Here is a 16450-nt window from a genome sequence, read left to right as displayed (position 1 = left end):
CGATCGAGAACCCATGTCCTCGTGCTCCGGGGCGAGGGGGACCGGAGCGGTCGCGGTCAGGGGTTGTGGAAGGTGACCTCCGGGTTGGCGCGGGTGGGGCCGTCCAGGATCGGGCGCTTCCTGCCCTGAAGGTGCCGGTCGAAGAACGCGCCCACGTACGAGGTGGTGATCTCGCCCGACCGCTTGCCGGACAGCGGCGCCGCAGGGTCGGTCATCCCGGCCTGGCCGCCCAGCACGGGCAGGTCGATGAACGTGAAGTGGCCCGAATCCTTGACGGTCAGCCAGCGCTTCCAGCCGTCCAGCCGCCGCCAGTCACGTGGCCAGCTCGTGTCGGCCGAGCCGGGGGAGTGCCCTGACTTCGTGCCGAGCATGAGGAACGGCCGGCCGCCGAGCCCCTTCGCGGGGACGGGCGCGAAGAACGTGCCGTCCATGTTCACTCCGGCGCGCACCCGGCGGTCGGCGGCCATGAGCGCGGCGGCGGCGTTCCCGCCGATCGAGTGACCGGCCGCGCCGATCCGCTTCTGGTCGATCATCGCGGCGCGCCGCCACCCCGTGACGCGGGTGACGCGGTCGATGACGAACGACAGGTCGGCCGCCCGTCCGGTGGCGACCTTGGCCAGCAGCCGCTTGCTCTCCTCGTCGGACGGCGCCTTCTCGAGCGCCTCGCACGCGGCGCAGGTCAGCGTACGGCCGCCGGGGAACCTCGTGCCGTACGACTCGTAGGCGTGGTCCACCAGGGCGACCACGTTCCCGCGCGAGGCCAGCTCCTCGGCGAGCATGGTCAGCGTGGCCCGGTTGAGGGTGAAGCCCGGCGACAGCACCACCAGGGGATACCGGCCCGAGACCGGGCGGGCGCCCTCGCGCGCGTTCGTGCGCACCCCCGCGACCTGCTCCGGTTTGACGCGGGTGTCGAGCTTCTGGGCCTTGAGCAGCGCCGCCGCCTCGGCGGTCGTCATGTACGCGGTCGGGCGGCCGCCGGAGCGCGCCGGATAGTACATCGAGACCATCAGCTCGCGAGGGGTGGCGGACGGCGCCCAGGGATCGCGGCGGCCGGTGTCCACCATGTGCAGGACGTCCCGCCCGACCTTGTACGCGCCGGTCGGCCGCGGGATCGCGAACTTCACATCGGCGGTGCGGGCGGCGGCTTCGGCGGGAAGGGCCGCGGCCGTGAGGGGGAGGCCGAGGGCGAGCATGAGAGCGGTGGTTCTGATCATGGGGAACACCTTAGGGAGCGGCCCATGGCCTCCGGCATGATCCAAAGACAGGAACGGACCCTGACTTTGGTCAGGGTCTGAGGCGTTCGGCCACCTCCAGCCAGTACGTCACCTCGGAGGCGGAGAAGTGGCGGATCGCCCAGTCCACCAGGCGCAGGCTCATGTGGGCCCAGCAGCGCAGCGCCACCGTCTCCGGCACGTCCACGTGCAGCCAGGGCGCCCGGTGCGCGAGGTCGAAGCGGAGCGTGAACAGGTCGAAGGCGGCGTCGCCGCGACGGGCGCCGTCCCAGTCGATCACGCCGGTGATGGCGCCGTCCGCGTCCACCAGCACGTTGCCGGCGTGGAAGTCGGTGTGCACGAGGTCGTCGCCGTCGAGCGCGTCATCGGGGAACGCCCTGCCGACCTCCTCGATCTGGTCGAGCAGGCGGCGGGTGCGGGCGTCGTAGCCGCGGTCCGGCGTCCCCCGTGGCAGTGACCTCGATCACAGCTGTCACAGCCGGACGGGGTGCCCCGTCTTAGAGGGCATGGAACGAACGAGTGTATTGATCACCGGTGCGAACAAGGGACTGGGTTTCGAGACGGCCAGGCGGCTCGGCGCGATGGACTGGACCGTCTTCCTCGGCTCCCGCGACGAGGGGCGGGGCCGCGCGGCCGTCGGGAAACTGGCCGCCGACGGCATCGAGGCGATCTTGGTCCCCCTGGACGTGACCTCGGACGCGTCGGTGTCGGCGGCGGTCCGGCTGGTCCGCGAGCACACCGACCGCCTCGACGTGCTGGTCAACAACGCGGGCGCGCCCGGCAGGGTGCTGCCGCCCGCGCAGGCCACGGCCGAGGAGCTGCACGCCGTCTACGACACCAACGTGTACGGCCCGGTCCGGGTCACGCACGCCTTCCTGCCGCTGCTGGAGGCGTCCGCCAACCCGCGCGTGGTGATGGTGAGCAGCGCCGGCGGCTCCTTCTCCGTCGTGACCGACCCGGAGCAGCCGGTATCGGCGATGCACGAGCTGGCGTACTCCTCGTCCAAGGCCGCGCTCAACATGCTCACCGTCCGGTACGCGCAGGCGCTCCCGCACGTGAAGTTCAACGCGGTCACCCCCGGCGAGGTCGCCAACCACGCGTTCACCGCCACCGACATGAACCACCACACCGGCACGCTCACCGTCACCCAGGGCAGCGACCCGATCGTCCACCTCGCCACCCTCGACGCGGACGGCCCGAGCGGCGTCTTCATCGACCGCCTGGGACCGGTCGGCTGGTGAGCGCTGGATACCCTGCCGGACATCGCACGAAAGGGCCCGACATGGACGATGACGACGACGACGCCTACCGGCCGCTGTTGTTCTCCATCGCGTACGGGATGACCGGGTCCGTCGGCGACGCCGAGGACATCGTGCAGGACGCCTACCTCGGACTCACCCGCGCCCGGCAGAAGGGCACCACGATCGCCGAGCCGAAGGCGTACCTGACGACGGCCGTGACCCGGCTCGGCATCGACCACCTGCGCTCGGCGCGGGTGCGAAGGGAGACGTACGTGGGGGAGTGGCTGCCCGAGCCGGTCGTCATGCCGGGCATCGGGCCGGGCGGCGAGGACATCACCGGGCCCGCCGAGCACGCCGAGCTGGCCGACTCGCTGTCGATGGCCTTCCTCGTGCTGCTGGAGTCGCTGTCGCCGGTGGAGCGCGCGGTGTTCATGCTGCGCGAGGTCTTCGGGTACGGCTACCGCGACGTGGCCCGCATCACCGGCAAGACCGAGGCGAACTGCCGGCAGATCTTCGCCCGCGCCCGGCAGCGGATCGCGGCGGGATCGCGGGGCTCCGGCGGGCCGCCCGGCCCGATGCGGCGGGCGGAGAGCGCGGAGCTGGCCCGCCGGTTCTTCGAGGCGGCGGCAGGAGGCGACCTGGACGCGCTGCTCGGCATGCTGGCGCCCGACGTGGTGCTGCACGGCGACGGCGGCGGCAAGGCGCGGGCGCTCACGATGGCCGCGAACGATCCCGTGCGGGTCGCGCGGCTGCTGCTCGGCGGCCTGCGCCGGGTCAGGGCGTACGGCGTCACGCTCCGGCTCGCCTGGGTCAACGGCAGCCCGGGAGCGGTCCTGCGCGACGCCGACGGGCGGGTGGCGAGCGTGGTCGAGCTGTCGATCGCCGACGGCGTGGTGCAGGCGGTGCACGCGGTCGCCAACCCCGACAAGCTCCGCCACCTCGGCCCGGTCTCCGACATCGGCCTCCTGCCGGGAAAGTGACTCAGCGGTGACGGGTGGCCGGGGCCGTCCAAAGGCCGGTGAGGGCGTCGATGAGGCTGGTGGCGGCATCGTCCCAGGTGGCGCGGCTGAGCGGCGCGCCCTCGTTCAGCGCCCGCTCCCGCTCGGCCAGCGCGTGCACCAGCAGCAGCAGGCTCATGTCGGAGCGGTCGCGGCGCGTCTCCTCCGACAGGCCGGGCAGCAGCCGGAACATGCCCGCGAGGCTCGCCTGCATGGACGGCGTGGCCACCGACTCGTCGATGACGATCTGCCGCATCGCGGGCACCGTGTTGATCTGCGCGATGCACTGGGCCCGCACGCTCGGCACGCCCAGCGCCTCCAGATGGTCGGTGGCGGGGCGGACCAGGCAGGAGATCCAGTCGCGCAGCTCCTCGGACTCGCCGATCTCGGCCAGCAGCCGCAGCCGCCGCCGCTCCATGTCGTAGGTGTAGCGGCGGACGATCGCCCGCACCAGCCCGGCCTTCGACCCGAAGTGGTAGCCGACGGCGAAGTTGTTGGCCTGCCCGGCGGCCTCGCTGATCTGCCGGGCGGACACCTCGCCGACGCCGCGCTCGGCGAACAGCCGCTCGGCCGTGTCGAGCAGCGCCTCGCGCGTGTCCTTGGCCCGTACGCCCCGACGCGCGGGCGCGGGCCCGTCCGATGTCACCATCTCACCGGCACCATCTCCAGCCCGCCGGCGACCAGCACGCCGGCGACCAGCCCGTCGCGGCGGCGCAGCCCGGCCGCCGCAACGGCCAGGCCGAGACCGGGCAGCCGGGCGAGCGGCACCTTCAGCACTTTCAGCACCGTCTGCAGCTCGGTGCGGGCCGGCGCCTGGCCGAGGCAGGAGTGCGGGCCGGCGCCGAAGGCCACGTGGGGGTTGGGCGAGCGGTCGAGCCGCATCTCGCCGGCGCCGTCGAACCGCCGCTCGTCGCGGTTGGCGCGCCTGCGGCCGGACAGCAGCATCGCCATCATGGTCCCGATGTTATTGGCGGACGTCTCGTGCCCGGCCCCCAACAGCCCCTGGCCGTGCTGCCGCCAGGCGCCGTGCGCGTGCCGCTCCGGGCGTCCGTACGCGCCGCATGACGGCGATGTGTGGGGCGGACGCGTGAGATGCTGCTTTTGTGACCACGACTGAGCAGGCCGAACCAGCCCCGCGCCGCCGGCGGGGCCGTCCCGGTTATGACCAGTCCGCGATCCTGCGTGCCGCCGTCGAGTTGTTCAACCGCCGCGGCTACGACGCCACCAGCATGGGCGACCTGGCCAAGGAACTCGGGCTGACCAAGGCGGCCATCTACCACCACGTCACCAGCAAGGAGCAGCTGCTCGGCCAGGCGCTCGACGACGCGCTCGACGAGCTGACCGCCGTGGTGACCGAGGCGTCCCGCGATCAGGCCGGGGGCAGCGCGTACGAGCGGCTGCGCGGCGTGGTGCGGCGCAGCGTCGAAGTGCTGGTGGCGCACCAGCCGTCGGTCACGCTGCTGCTGCGCGTACGCGGGAACAGCGAGGTCGAGCTGGCCGCGCTCGAACGGCGGCGCTGGCTCGACGACCGGCTGGCCGCGCTGGTGGCCGACGCGGTCGCCGAGGGCGCGCTGCGCGACGACGTGCCGCCCGCGCTGGTGAGCCGCCTGCTGTTCGGCATGGTCAACTCGCTGGCCGAGTGGTACCGCCCCGACGGTGCCTACGACCAGGCGATGGTGGCCGCCGCCATCACCTCCATCGCCTTCGACGGCCTGGCCAGGCACGAGACCTGACCGTCACGGACGGCACGGCCTGGCGCGACACCCGCCGGCCGCAAGTGGCGGGTCGGATGCGAGCGGCGGGGTCGAGCTGAAGCGGCGGCCGGGTGCGAGCGGCAAGGCGGCCGGGTGCGAGCGGCAAGATCGAGCCGAAGCGGCGGGGCCGGGTCCAGGCGGCCGGGCCGGGCGCGAGCACCCGGACCCGGCGCGCGTCACCAGGTGTAGAAGCCCTGCCCGGTCTTGCGTCCGAGGTGGCCGGCGGCGACCAGGTCGCGCAGGATCCGCGGCGGCTCGAAGCGCGGGCCCAGCTCGCGGGCCAGGTGTTCGGCGATGGCCAGGCGCACGTCCAGGCCCACGATGTCGGTGGTGCGCAGCGGCCCCACCGGGTGCCGGTAGCCGAGCGTCATCGCGGTGTCGATGTCGGCCGCGCTCGCCACGCCCTCTTCGAGCATGCGCATGGCCTCCAGCGCCAGGGCCACGCCGAGCCGGCTGCTGGCGAAGCCCGGCGAGTCGGTCACGGTGATGGGCGTCTTGCCGAGCGCCGTCACCCACCCCTGCGCGCGGGTCACCAGATCGGGGTCGGTGTCCGGTGCGGTCACGATCTCGACGAGGTCGCTGACCGGGACGGGGTTGAAGAAGTGCAGGCCGAGGAAGCGTTCGGGCGCGGACAGCGCGGTGGCGAGCCCGGCGACGGACAGGCTGCTGGTGTTGGTGGCGAGCACCGCGCCCGGCGCCCGCTTCTCGGCGGCGGACAGCACCTCCGCCTTCAGCGCCGCGTCCTCGGGCACGGCCTCGACGATCAGCTCGCAGCCCGCCAGGCCGGCCGGGTCGGTGGTGGTGCGCAGCCGGCCGAGCACGGCCTCCTGCGGCTCGCCGAGCGTGCCCTTCGCGGCGGCCTTGGCCAGGCTGCCGGCCACGCGCTCGCGGGCGGCGGCGGCCGTCTCGTCGGCGCTCTCCACGACGACGACGGAGCAGCCGGCGAGGAGGAAGGCGTGCGCGATGCCCGCGCCCATGCGTCCTCCGCCGTAGACGCCGACGCTGCCGGGCAGGGCGGCGGTGTCCGTGCTCAGCCGGTCATCATGCCGGTCATCAGCGGTCATGAGAGCGTCCTTTCCGCTCGCGGCGCTCCAGGAACGCCGTCATCCGCGCGTGCTTCTCCTCGGTCTCGAACAGCACCGCCTGCGCCACGTCGTCCACGAACGGGTGCGCCTGGCGCGGCGCGTGGAAGACCGCCTTCATCAGCCGGGTCGCGAGCGGCGCCTGCGCGGCGATCCGGTCGGCCAGCCGGTGCCCGGCCGCCAGCAGGTCGTCCTGCTCGACCACCTCGTTGAGCAGCCGCACCTCCCGCGCCTCCGCGGCCGACAGCACGCGCCCGGCGAGCAGGATCTCCTTGGCCAGCGGCTCGCCCACCAGCTCGGCCAGCCGCCAGGCGGCCCCGGCGGCGGCGAGGATGCCGAGCCCGGTCTCCGGGTTGCCGATCTTGGTGCGCTCGGTGCCGATGCGGAAGTCACAGGCGTAGGCGAGCTCGGCGCCGCCGCCCAGCGCGTACCCGTCGAGCAGCGCGATGGTCGGCATCGGCAGCCGGTGGATCCGATCGAAGATCTTCGAGTTGATGCCGCGCAGCGCGTCCTCGCGGCCCCGTTCACGCAGCTCGGCGATGTCCGCGCCGGCCGCGAACGTGCCGCCCTCGCCGGCCAGCAGGACGATCTTCGGCTCCGCCTCGACCGCCGCGCACGCCTCGTGCAGCGCGGCGACCAGCTCGCGGTCGATGGCGTTGCGCCGCTCGGGCCGGTTGAGCCGCCACACCACCCGGTCCGCGCCCTCCTCGACGAGGAGGCTCGGCCCGCTCACGATCGTCCCCGGCGGCGGGCGGGCACAGGCACAGGCAGGGCGAAGGAGATAGCTGACACGTGGGCTCCCGTGAGATCAGGCGTCGTAGTCGATGGTGACCTGTTCGCTCACCGGGTACGTCTGGCAGGTCAGCACGAACCCGGCGGCCAGCTCGGACGGCTCCAGCGCGTAGTTGCGCCGCATGTCCACCTCGCCCGAGCGCACGACGGCCCGGCACGTGCCGCACACGCCGCCCTTGCACGCGAACGGCAGGTCCGCCCGGCTCGCCTGGGCGCCCTCCAGCAGCGTCGTCTCCCGGGAGACCGTCGAGGTGGTGCGCAGCCCGTCGAGCACGGTCGTCAGCTCCGTGGTCGCGCCCGGCGGGACGGAGTCGTCCCTGCGCGGCGGAGGCGGCGGCGCGTCGGCGTAGAACAGCTCGACGTGCACCCGCTCGGCCGGGACGCCCAGCTCGGCGAGCACCGGCCGGGCCTCATCGATCATCTGCAGCGGCCCGCACAGCCACACGTGGTCGAACACCTCGACGGGCACCAGGCGGGTGAGCAGGCGGCGCAGCCGGTCGCCGTCCAGCCGTCCCGACAGCAGCTCCACGTCGCGCGGCTCGCGGGAGAGCGCGTGCACGATCTGCAGGCGGGGGCCGTAGCGGTTCTTCAGGTCGCCCAGCTCCTCGGCGAACATCACCGTGCGGCTGGTGCGGTTGCCGTACACGAGGGAGACCTGGGCGCGAGGGTGGGTGAGCACGGTCGAGGCGATCGACAGCAGCGGCGTGATGCCCGAGCCGGCCGCCACGCACAGGTGGCGCTCGCCGCTGTCCGGGTCGGCCTGCCAGGAGCCGGTGGGCGGCTGCACCTCGATGACGGTGCCCGGACGTACCTCGTGGACCAGCCAGGAGGAGAACAGGCCGCCGGGGATCTCCCGCACGCCGATGCGCGGCGCGGCGCCCACCGGGGCGCAGATCGAGTACGAGCGGCGCTCCTCGCGTCCGTCGATGACGCGGCGCAGCGTGAGTGACTGGCCGGCCTTGAACGCGTACGCCTCCCGCAGCTCGAGCGGCACCTCGAACGTGATCGCGACGGCGTCGTCGCACAGCCGGTCCACCGCCGACACGGCCAGCGGGTGGAAGACGGCGGCCCTGGACGGCGCGGTCCCGAGCATGGTCATCGTCAGATCTCCTTGACGTGCTCGAACGGTTCGAGGCAGGCGGCGCAGCGGTAGAGGGCCTTGCAGGCGGTCGCGCCGAACTCGGAGGTGAGCCGGGTGTCCGCCGAGCCGCAGCGCGGGCAGGGTGGCGCGGCCCGCTTCGGGCCCAGCGTGAGCAGCACGGGACCGCTCCGCCGGGGCGCGGGACCCGGCGGTGACAGCCCGGCGGCGCGCAGGGCGGCCCTGCCGCGTTCGGAGATCCAGTCGCTGGACCACGGCGGGTCGAGCACGACGCGCACCTCCACGCGCTCGAACCCGGCCTCCCTGAGCCGGTGCACGAGGTCGTCGCGCATGGTCTTCATGGCGGGGCAGCCGGTGTACGTCGGCGTGATCGAGGCGACGACCACCTCGGCGCCCTCGGCGTCGTGCGTCACCTCCACGCCGCGCAGCACGCCGAGGTCGGCGAGCGTGAGCATCGGCATCTCGGGATCGCGCACCCGCCCGGCCACCTCGGCGGCCTCGGCGGCCCGCCGCGCGGCCACCTTCCGCGCCTGAACGGTCGCCGGGGCCTCGTGCTCCTGCGCCTGAACGGTCGCCCGGCCCGCGCGCTCCTGCGCTTGAACGGTCGCCCGGTCCTCGCGCTCCTGCGCCTGGACGCCGGCGCGGGCCTCGCGGGCGCTCACCAGCGCCCCATCGGGTGTGCTCGGGCGACGACCTGCATCTCGGCGAGCAGCCTGCTCAGCGCCTCGGTGTGCATGCCGTCCCTTCCGGTACGCCCGCCGACCCCGGCCAGCGGCGCCCGCTCGGGACGTTCGACGCCGCTCACGGCGAGCACCTGGTCGACGACCGCGTCCACCTCACCGGCCACGGACGCCGGATCCACGCCCACCCCCGCGCCCGCCATCGACCGTTCGAGCGGATGGGAGGCGACCAGCTCGGCCCGCAGCGGCCACAGCGCGTCGAGCGCGGCGAGCAGCCTGCGGTGCGACTCCTCGGTGCCGCGCGCCAGCGTCAGGAACCAGCGCCCGGCCCAGTCGCGGTGGTAGGCGAGCTCCTTGACGCCCTTGCCGGCGACGGCCGCGAGCACCTGGTCACGGCTGGCGCGCAGCCGTTCGAACACCGCGAGCCGGGCCGCCGAGAACAGCAGCAGCCGCACCACCACGTGCGCGAAGTCGCCGTTCGGCACCTCGGCGAGCCGCACGTTGCGGAACTCGCGGTCGTCGCGGAAGAACGCGAGCCGGTCCTCCGGCGGCACCGGCGAACCGTCCGGCAGCACGGGCACCACGGACGGGTCGGCCGCCGCCGCCCGCGCCAGCAGCAGCCGCGCCTGCCCGAGCAGGTCGAGCGCCATGTTCGCGAGCGCGATGTCCTCTTCCAGGTCGGGCGCGCGGCTGCACCACTCCGACAGCCGCTGCGACATGATCAGCGCGTCGTCGCCGAGCATGAGGCAGTACGCCGCCAGCCCGGCCGGGTCCACCCCGTCGGGCGTGGTGGTGTCGATCCCGGCCAGCGGGTCCTCGAAGTCGGTGCCGAAGGCCCACTGCCCGGAGTCGCCGCTCTCCAGCAGGCCGTCGAAGATGCTGCCGTGTTCCTCGTTCATCAGTGATCCCATCAGATGTGCGGGACGTCAGCCGGGATCTCGTAGAACGTCGGATGCCGGTAGACCTTGTCACCGCTGGGCGCGAAGAGCGGGTCCTTCTCGTCGGGACTCGACGCGGTGATGGCGTCGGCGCGTACGACCCAGATGCTGACGCCCTCGTTGCGGCGCGTGTAGACGTCGCGGGCGTGCCGCAGCGCCATCTGGTCGTCGGGGGCGTGCAGCGAGCCGACATGCACGTGGTTGAGCCCGCGCTTGCCGCGCACGAACACCTCGTACAGCGGCCATTCCCGGCGGTCGGCGGTCATCGCGCGGCCTCCTCTCGCGAGCGCTCGGCGAACGCCATGGCGGCCTCGCGTACCCAGGCGCCCTCCTCGTGCGCGGCCCTGCGGTGGGCCATGCGCTGGGCGTTGCACGGCCCGTCGCCGCGCAGCACGGCGGCGAACTCGTCCCAGTCGGGCTCGCCGAAGTCGTAGTGCCCGCGCTCCTCGTTCCAGCGCAGCTCGGGGTCGGGCAGCGTCACGCCGAGCGCCTCGGCCTGCGGGACCGTCATGTCCACGAACTTCTGGCGCAGCTCGTCGTTGGAGTTGCGCTTGATGCCCCAGGCCATCGAACGCGCGCTGTTGGGCGAGCGGTCGTCCGGCGGGCCGAACATCATCAGCGACGGCCACCAGAACCGGTTCACCGACTCCTGCACCATGGCACGCTGCTCGTCGGTGCCGCGCATCATCGTCATCAGCAGCTCGTACCCCTGCCGCTGGTGGAACGACTCCTCCTTGCAGATGCGGATCATCGCGCGGCCGTACGGGCCGTAGGAGGTGCGGCACAGCGGCACCTGGTTGCAGATCGCGGCGCCGTCCACCAGCCAGCCGATGGTGCCGACATCGGCGTACGACAGCGTCGGATAGTTGAAGATCGACGAGTACTTCTGCTTGCCGGCGAGCAGCAGCTCGGTCAGCTCGGCCCGGGAGACGCCCAAGGTTTCGCACGCGGAGTACAGATAGAGCCCGTGACCCGCCTCGTCCTGCACCTTGGCGAGCAGGATCGCCTTACGGCGCAGCGAGGGGGCGCGGCTGATCCAGTTGCCCTCCGGCTGCATGCCGATGATCTCGGAGTGCGCGTGCTGGGCGATCTGGCGGATGAGCGTCTTGCGGTAGGCGTCGGGCATCCAGTCGCGCGGCTCGATGCGGTCGTTACGGGCGATGGTCGCGTCGAACCCGGCCTGCAGCCGGGCCTCGAGGTCCGGCTCCGCTGGAGTGGTCGTCATCTTTCCTCCGACACCTCGGGCTCATTTACTTATCGCTCGGTCAGTAATAAGGTCGCACATAGAGGGGCGCCCGCGCAAGGTCGCGCCAGGCGAGAGGAGACAGTGTGAGCACGCTGCTGGAGAGCTATGCCGCCGGACGGTGGTTCCGCGCGGCCGACGAGGGAGAGCCGCTGCTCGACGCGGCCACGGGCGAGGAGGTCGCGCGCATCTCCAGCCGCGGCCTCGACGTCGCCGCGATGGTCAGATACGCCAAGGAGACCGGCGGTCCCGCCGTGCGCTCGCTCACCTTCCACGAGCGGGCCGCCCTGCTCAAGGAGCTCGCCAAGCACCTGCTGGAGCGGAAGGAGGAGCTGTACGCCCTGTCCGTGCGCACCGGCGCCACCTCCCGCGACACCGCCATCGACGTGGACGGCGGCATCGGCACCCTGTTCAGCTACTCGAGCAAGGGCGTGCGCGAGCTGCCGAACGACACCGTCTACCTAGACGGCGGCCTGGAACGCCTCGGCAAGGGCGGCACGTTCGCCGGCCAGCACATCTACACCTCCAGGCCGGGCGTGGCCGTGCAGATCAACGCCTTCAACTTCCCCGTCTGGGGCATGCTGGAGAAGCTCGCCCCGGCCTTCCTCGCCGGCCTGCCCACGATCGTCAAGCCCGCGAGCCAGACCGCCTACCTCGCCGAACGGGCCGTCCGCCTCATCATCGACTCCGGCATCCTGCCCGAAGGCTCGCTCCAGCTCCTCGCCGGCAGCGCGGGCGGGCTGCTCGACGAGCTGACCGTGCAGGACTCCGTGGCCTTCACCGGCTCCGCCCACACCGCGGGCATCCTGCGCCGCCACCCCAACGTGCTGGACGGCGGCGTCGTGCTCGGCGTCGAGGCCGACTCGCTCAACTGCTCGATCCTCGGCCCCGACGTACGCGCCGACGACCCCGAGTTCGACCTGTTCATCAAGGGCGTCGTCACCGAGATGACGGTCAAGGCCGGGCAGAAGTGCACCGCCATCCGCCGCGTGCTGGTGCCCTCGTCCATGGCCGCGCAGGTCGAGGAGGCGCTGGCCGCCCGCCTGGCCAAGGTGACCGTCGGCGACCCGCGCAACCCCGACGTGCGCATGGGCGCGCTGGCCGGTCTCGCCCAGCGCGAGGAGGTCCGCAAGGCCGTCGAGGCCCTGCGGGCGAGCGCCGACGTGGTGTTCGGCGACCCCGCGGGCGGGCCGCTGCTGGACGGCGACGCCACGCGCGGCGCGTTCATGACCCCGCTCGTGCTGCGCGCCAGGCCGGGCGCCACCGAGCCGCACGACGTCGAGCCGTTCGGCCCCGTCAGCACCGTGCTCACCTACGACGGGCTGGACGAGGCCGTCGCCCTGGCCGCCAGGGGGCGCGGCAGCCTGGTCGCCTCCGTCGCCACCCACGACCCCGAGGTCGCGAGGTCCGTGGTGCTCGGGCTCGCGCCCTGGCACGGCCGCGTCCTGGTGCTCGACCGCGACGACGCCAAGGAGTCCACCGGGCACGGCTCGCCGCTGCCCACCCTCGTGCACGGCGGCCCCGGCAGGGCCGGCGGCGGTGAGGAGCTGGGCGGCATCCGCGGCGTGCTGCACCACATGCAGCGCACCGCCGTCCAGGCCTCGCCCGACCTGCTCACCGCCGTCACCGGACGCTGGACGACCGGCGCCGCCCGCCGCGAGAGCGACGTGCACCCCTTCCGCAAGTCGCTGGCCGAGCTGCGCATCGGCGACACCATCGCCTCCGAGCCGCGCACGGTCACGCCGGCGGACATCGAGCACTTCGCCGAGTTCACCGGCGACACCTTCTACGCGCACACCGACCCCGAGGCGGCCGCGCGCAACCCGCTGTTCGGCGGCATCGTCGCGCACGGCTACCTGGTCGTCTCGCTGGCCGCCGGGCTCTTCGTCGACCCGGCGCCCGGCCCGGTGCTGGCCAACTTCGGCGTGGACTCGCTGCGCTTCCTCACCCCGGTCAAGGCGGGCGACAGCATCGCCGTCACCCTCACCGTCAAGCAGATCACCCCGCGCCGCAGCGCCGACTACGGCGAGGTGCGCTGGGACGCCGTGGTGACCAACCAGGAGGGGCAGCCGGTCGCCACGTACGACGTGCTCACCCTGGTCGCCAAGACCTGGGACGGTGACCGCTCGTGAGCGGCGCCGCCGTACTCGTCGAACGCGACGGCGCCGTGGCGGCCGTCACGCTGAACCGGCCCGAGCGCCGCAACGCGCTCGACGCCAAGACCAAGCTGGAGCTGCGCCACGCCCTCGAAGAGATCGCCGCCGACGCCTCCGTACGCGCGGTGCTGCTGTCCGGCGCGGGCGGGGCCTTCTGCGCCGGCCAGGACCTGGCCGAGCACGCGGCGGCGCTGCGCGACGACCCCGGGCACGCCTTCGACACCGTCGAGGAGGACTACGCCCCGATCGTGCGGCTGCTCGCCACCATGGCCAAGCCGGTGGTCGCGGCCGTCGGCGGCACCTGCGTGGGCGCGGGGCTGGCCCTGGCGCTGGCCTGCGACCTGCGGGTGTTCGCCGAGAACGCGGTGCTCGGCACGGCGTTCTGCTCGATCGGGCTGACCTGCGACTCCGGCCTGTCGGCCACGCTCACCCGCTCGGTCGGCGAGTCGCGGGCCAGGGAGCTCGTGCTGCTCGCCGAGACGTTCACGCCGCGGCAGGCCGTGGAGTGGGGGATCGCGGGCCGCGTGGTGCCGCCGGAGGAGCTGGCGACGACGGCGCGCGAGCTGGCCGGACGGCTCGCGGCCGGGCCCACCGCCGCCTACGCCGAGTCCAAGCGGCTCATCGCCGACGCCTGGGGACGCGACCTCGGCGCGACGCTCGCCGCCGAGGCGCGCGCCCAGGCCCGCCTGGGGCGTACGGCCGACCACGCCGCCGCCGTCGAAGCGTTCCTGAACAAGCGCAGGCCCGCCTTCGAGGGCCGCTGAGAGGCCCGTGTTCAAGTGACGGCCGCACGTGACGGCCGCGCGCAACGGCGTCCGTGATGGCTTCGCGCAACGGCGTCACGTGACGGCCTCGCGTGACGACCTCAGATGACGGCCACGCGTGACGGCCCGATCGACGGCCACCGCCGCCCGCCCGCCGCTCCGGCGGGCAGGCACCCGCAGACCTTCGGCAAGGAGTGAGGGCATGGAGAGCCACCCGCCCACGGCACCCGGCGCGGCGGGCGTACAAGGCGGTGATGAATGGCCGGAACGCGCCGCCGCCACGCTCGACGACGTCGATCGCGCCATCATCGCCGAGCTGCGGCGCGACGGCCGCATGTCGGTGCGCACCCTCGCCGAGCACGTGCACATCTCCCGGGCCAGCGCGTACGCCCGGCTGACCCGGCTCATGGAGGACGGCGTGATCACCGGCTTCACCGCCGAGATCTCGCCGGCCAAGGCGGGCCTCGGCACCAGCGCGTACGTGTCGATCACCATCGAGCAGAACTCCTGGCGGCAGGTGTCGGCGCGGCTGCGCGAGACCCCCTACGTCGAGCACTTCGCCATGGTCGGCGGCGACTACGACGTGCTGGCGCTGGTCAGGACGCCGGACAACGCGGCGCTGCGGCACGTCGTGCTCGAACGCATCCAGGACATTCCGGGCGTGCGGGCCACGCGGACGTGGCTGGTGTTCGACGAGGCCCGCGGCCAGGGCGCACACTGGGGCCGCCCCCGCGCCTGACCGCGTCCTCGCGTCCGATCACGTTTTCGCGCCCGACCGTGCTTTCGCGCTCGACCGCGCCCCCGCGTCCGATCACGTCCTCGCCTGGAGCGCTCGCTTGCGGCTGGCTTTGCGCGTACGCCTGGTCGTGCTTCGCGCCCCGCCCGTGAGCGCGCCTTCGTATTCGGCCGCGCCCTCGCGCACAGGCGGGCCTTCGCGCCTGGGCGCGCCTCAGCCCCCTGGCCTCGTCTCGCCTTGCCTGAGTGCGCCGCCGCGTGGGAGCGGTCGGCGGTGGCCGGGAGCGGCCCGATCGCTGAGCCGGCACGGGCGGCGGACGACCGCGAACGGCGCGCGGCTGCGAACAGCCGCGACCGGCACAGGCGCGAGCGGCGCGCGGCTGCGGACGGGCGCGAGCGGCGCGCCGACCCGGCCCGAGCGCCGGGTCGGCGCGGGCGGGATGATCAGGCTCGGCGGGGGCGGCGGCAAAACGTCCGGCGGGTCCCGTTAGTGCCGGGCACTGGATCGACAAATGGCCGTCTGAAGCGTTCTTTGTGGCCATTTGTCGCCTATCGCCGCCGATGTCTTGAACGAATGGCACGCGACGCGGACGCTTCTCTTGTCCACCGTCCAGAGAAAGCGAGCGTCGCCATGTCCCATCCTCAGGTGGTCGACGGTCTCCTCCCCGCGCCCGTCCCGGTGCGCTTCGTCGCCGAGGACGGCACCGCCGTCGATCCCCCCGCCGACTACCCGATGCCGGCCGGTGAGCGGCTCACGGAGGCCTACCGCCGGATGGTCGTCGGCCGCCGGTTCGACCGCCAGGCGACCGCGCTGACCAAGCAGGGCCGGCTCGCCGTCTACCCCTCCAGCCTGGGACAGGAGGCCTGCCAGATCGGCGGCGTGCTCGCGCTGCGCGACACCGACTGGCTCTTCCCCACCTACCGCGACAGCGTGGCCCTCGTCTCCCGTGGCCTCGACCCCGTCGAGGTGCTCACGCTCCTGCGCGGCGACTGGCACTGCGGCTACGACCCGGGCGCCGTCCGCGTCGCCCCGCAGTGCACGCCGCTCGCCACCCAGACGATCCACGCGGTCGGCATGGCCGAGGCGCTGCGCCGCAAGGGCGAGGACGCCGTCGTGCTGGCCTTCATCGGCGACGGCGGCACCAGCGAGGGCGACTTTCACGAGGCGCTCAACTACGCCGGGGTGCTGCGCTGCCCGGTCGTGTTCCTCGTGCAGAACAACAAGTACGCCATCTCGGTGCCGCTGGCCAGGCAGACCGCCGCGCCCGCGCTGGCGTACAAGGGCGTCGGGTACGGCGTGCCGTCGGAGCAGGTGGACGGCAACGACCTGGTGGCCGTGCTGTCCGTGCTGACCGCGGCCGTCGAGCGGGCCCGCGGGGGCGGCGGGCCGTTCCTGGTCGAGGCGCACACGTACCGGATGGACCCGCACACCAACGCCGACGACCCCACCCGCTACCGCGACGACGACGAGGTCGCCCGGTGGGCGCAGGCCGACCCGCTGATCCGCCTGGAGACCTACCTGCGCGGCAGGGGCCTGCTGGACGACGAGGGCGTGGCCGCCGCCGCGCAGGCCGCCGACGAGTACGCCGCCCGCGTCCGCGAACGCATGAACGCCGACCCGGAGACCGACCCGTTCGAGCTGTTCGACCACGTCTTCGCCGAGCCCACGCCGCAGCTGCGCGAGCAGCGCGACCTGCTGCGGGCCGAGCTGACCGCCACGGAGGAGTGACATGACC

Annotated in this window: 17 protein-coding genes and 1 pseudogene; 7 read left to right on the top strand and 11 right to left on the bottom strand. The window is 73.4% G+C overall.

The genetic code is table 11. The features are described 5' to 3' along the window. Window positions 1-56 precede the first annotated feature (56 nt). Both ACFMQL_RS39810 and ACFMQL_RS39805 read right to left on the bottom strand, forming a co-directional pair. Window positions 57-1214, bottom strand: coding sequence for an alpha/beta hydrolase (locus ACFMQL_RS39810; RefSeq protein ID WP_364064877.1), 1158 nt, complete (start codon window positions 1212-1214; stop codon window positions 57-59). Between the two features lie 70 nt (window positions 1215-1284). Beyond that, on the bottom strand, window positions 1285-1626 hold the full coding sequence (locus ACFMQL_RS39805; RefSeq protein ID WP_364065926.1) for a phosphotransferase: 342 nt from the start codon (window positions 1624-1626) through the stop codon (window positions 1285-1287). 112 nt (window positions 1627-1738) lie between these two features. Between ACFMQL_RS39805 and ACFMQL_RS39800 the strand changes: the two genes are divergently transcribed. Continuing rightward, window positions 1739-2473 (top strand): SDR family oxidoreductase, encoded by a 735-nt coding sequence (locus ACFMQL_RS39800; RefSeq protein WP_364064874.1) that lies wholly within the window; start codon window positions 1739-1741, stop codon window positions 2471-2473. Window positions 2474-2514: 41 nt separating this feature from the next. Then, window positions 2515-3453, top strand: coding sequence for an RNA polymerase sigma factor SigJ (gene sigJ / locus ACFMQL_RS39795; protein WP_364064871.1), 939 nt, complete (start codon window positions 2515-2517; stop codon window positions 3451-3453). A 1-nt stretch (window position 3454) separates the two neighbouring features. Here the strand turns inward: sigJ and ACFMQL_RS39790 are convergent, their stop codons facing one another. Next, a complete protein-coding gene (locus ACFMQL_RS39790; RefSeq protein WP_378789929.1) occupies window positions 3455-4120 on the bottom strand; it encodes a TetR/AcrR family transcriptional regulator in 666 nt (221 codons plus the stop codon). Then, window positions 4114-4473: pseudogene (locus tag ACFMQL_RS39785) on the bottom strand (cytochrome P450); the annotation flags it as partial. The gene ACFMQL_RS39790 and the pseudogene ACFMQL_RS39785, both read right to left, overlap by 7 nt. A gap of 101 nt (window positions 4474-4574) precedes the next feature. Here ACFMQL_RS39785 and ACFMQL_RS39780 point away from each other — a divergent pair. After that, window positions 4575-5204 carry a TetR/AcrR family transcriptional regulator gene (locus ACFMQL_RS39780; protein ID WP_364064868.1) on the top strand — a complete coding sequence of 210 codons (630 nt, stop codon included), beginning with the start codon at window positions 4575-4577 and terminating at the stop codon, window positions 5202-5204. Between the two features lie 197 nt (window positions 5205-5401). Here the strand turns inward: ACFMQL_RS39780 and ACFMQL_RS39775 are convergent, their stop codons facing one another. The 7 genes from ACFMQL_RS39775 to paaA form a co-directional block, all read right to left on the bottom strand. Then, window positions 5402-6289 (bottom strand): 3-hydroxyacyl-CoA dehydrogenase family protein, encoded by an 888-nt coding sequence (locus ACFMQL_RS39775; RefSeq protein WP_378789927.1) that lies wholly within the window; start codon window positions 6287-6289, stop codon window positions 5402-5404. Continuing rightward, window positions 6279-7040: an enoyl-CoA hydratase/isomerase family protein gene (locus ACFMQL_RS39770; protein WP_364064863.1), complete on the bottom strand. Its 762-nt coding sequence runs from the start codon at window positions 7038-7040 to the stop codon at window positions 6279-6281. Before ACFMQL_RS39770 ends, ACFMQL_RS39775 begins: the two co-directional genes overlap by 11 nt. Before the next feature lie 75 nt (window positions 7041-7115). Beyond that, window positions 7116-8204 carry a 1,2-phenylacetyl-CoA epoxidase subunit PaaE gene (paaE, locus tag ACFMQL_RS39765; RefSeq protein WP_378790267.1) on the bottom strand — a complete coding sequence of 363 codons (1089 nt, stop codon included), beginning with the start codon at window positions 8202-8204 and terminating at the stop codon, window positions 7116-7118. Next, window positions 8201-8719: a 1,2-phenylacetyl-CoA epoxidase subunit PaaD gene (paaD, locus tag ACFMQL_RS39760; RefSeq protein WP_378790266.1), complete on the bottom strand. Its 519-nt coding sequence runs from the start codon at window positions 8717-8719 to the stop codon at window positions 8201-8203. The genes paaE and paaD overlap by 4 nt, the downstream gene beginning before the upstream one ends. A 137-nt stretch (window positions 8720-8856) precedes the next feature. After that, window positions 8857-9777 carry a 1,2-phenylacetyl-CoA epoxidase subunit PaaC gene (gene paaC / locus ACFMQL_RS39755; protein ID WP_364064858.1) on the bottom strand — a complete coding sequence of 307 codons (921 nt, stop codon included), beginning with the start codon at window positions 9775-9777 and terminating at the stop codon, window positions 8857-8859. A gap of 11 nt (window positions 9778-9788) precedes the next feature. Next, the gene (paaB, locus tag ACFMQL_RS39750) at window positions 9789-10082 is read right to left on the bottom strand and encodes a 1,2-phenylacetyl-CoA epoxidase subunit PaaB (RefSeq protein WP_364064855.1); all 294 of its coding nucleotides are present in this window, start codon (window positions 10080-10082) and stop codon (window positions 9789-9791) included. After that, the gene (gene paaA, locus ACFMQL_RS39745) at window positions 10079-11041 is read right to left on the bottom strand and encodes a 1,2-phenylacetyl-CoA epoxidase subunit PaaA (RefSeq protein ID WP_364064853.1); all 963 of its coding nucleotides are present in this window, start codon (window positions 11039-11041) and stop codon (window positions 10079-10081) included. Before paaA ends, paaB begins: the two co-directional genes overlap by 4 nt. A gap of 104 nt (window positions 11042-11145) precedes the next feature. Between paaA and paaZ the strand changes: the two genes are divergently transcribed. From paaZ to pdhA, 4 genes are all read left to right on the top strand, one after another. Further along, window positions 11146-13191: a phenylacetic acid degradation bifunctional protein PaaZ gene (gene paaZ, locus ACFMQL_RS39740; protein WP_364064851.1), complete on the top strand. Its 2046-nt coding sequence runs from the start codon at window positions 11146-11148 to the stop codon at window positions 13189-13191. After that, window positions 13188-13979 carry an enoyl-CoA hydratase-related protein gene (locus tag ACFMQL_RS39735; protein WP_364064848.1) on the top strand — a complete coding sequence of 264 codons (792 nt, stop codon included), beginning with the start codon at window positions 13188-13190 and terminating at the stop codon, window positions 13977-13979. The genes paaZ and ACFMQL_RS39735 overlap by 4 nt, the downstream gene beginning before the upstream one ends. Window positions 13980-14181: 202 nt before the next feature. Next, entirely contained in the window at window positions 14182-14718 is a 537-nt protein-coding gene (locus tag ACFMQL_RS39730) for an Lrp/AsnC family transcriptional regulator (protein ID WP_364064846.1), read from the top strand. 627 nt (window positions 14719-15345) lie between these two features. After that, window positions 15346-16443, top strand: a complete 1098-nt coding sequence (pdhA, locus tag ACFMQL_RS39725; RefSeq protein WP_378789924.1) for a pyruvate dehydrogenase (acetyl-transferring) E1 component subunit alpha — start codon at window positions 15346-15348, stop codon at window positions 16441-16443. Window positions 16444-16450 lie beyond the last annotated feature (7 nt).

The organism is Nonomuraea fastidiosa (assembly GCF_042751225.1).
In the GTDB taxonomy this organism is placed as follows: Bacteria; Actinomycetota; Actinomycetes; order Streptosporangiales; family Streptosporangiaceae; genus Nonomuraea; species Nonomuraea fastidiosa.
Note: the sequence above shows the minus strand (reverse complement) of the source record. Positions and strands in the feature narration are given on the sequence as shown.

Coding starts and splice junctions, on each gene's coding strand:
- paaB (WP_364064855.1), bottom strand. CDS start 10,082: ATGACCGCCGACCGCCGGGAATGGCCGCTGTACGAGGTGTTCGTGCGC.
- ACFMQL_RS39800 (WP_364064874.1), top strand. CDS start 1,739: ATGGAACGAACGAGTGTATTGATCACCGGTGCGAACAAGGGACTGGGT.
- pdhA (WP_378789924.1), top strand. CDS start 15,346: ATGTCCCATCCTCAGGTGGTCGACGGTCTCCTCCCCGCGCCCGTCCCG.
- ACFMQL_RS39730 (WP_364064846.1), top strand. CDS start 14,182: ATGGAGAGCCACCCGCCCACGGCACCCGGCGCGGCGGGCGTACAAGGC.
- paaA (WP_364064853.1), bottom strand. CDS start 11,041: ATGACGACCACTCCAGCGGAGCCGGACCTCGAGGCCCGGCTGCAGGCC.
- sigJ (WP_364064871.1), top strand. CDS start 2,515: ATGGACGATGACGACGACGACGCCTACCGGCCGCTGTTGTTCTCCATC.
- ACFMQL_RS39810 (WP_364064877.1), bottom strand. CDS start 1,214: ATGATCAGAACCACCGCTCTCATGCTCGCCCTCGGCCTCCCCCTCACG.
- paaC (WP_364064858.1), bottom strand. CDS start 9,777: ATGAACGAGGAACACGGCAGCATCTTCGACGGCCTGCTGGAGAGCGGC.
- ACFMQL_RS39790 (WP_378789929.1), bottom strand. CDS start 4,120: ATGGTGACATCGGACGGGCCCGCGCCCGCGCGTCGGGGCGTACGGGCC.
- ACFMQL_RS39775 (WP_378789927.1), bottom strand. CDS start 6,289: ATGACCGCTGATGACCGGCATGATGACCGGCTGAGCACGGACACCGCC.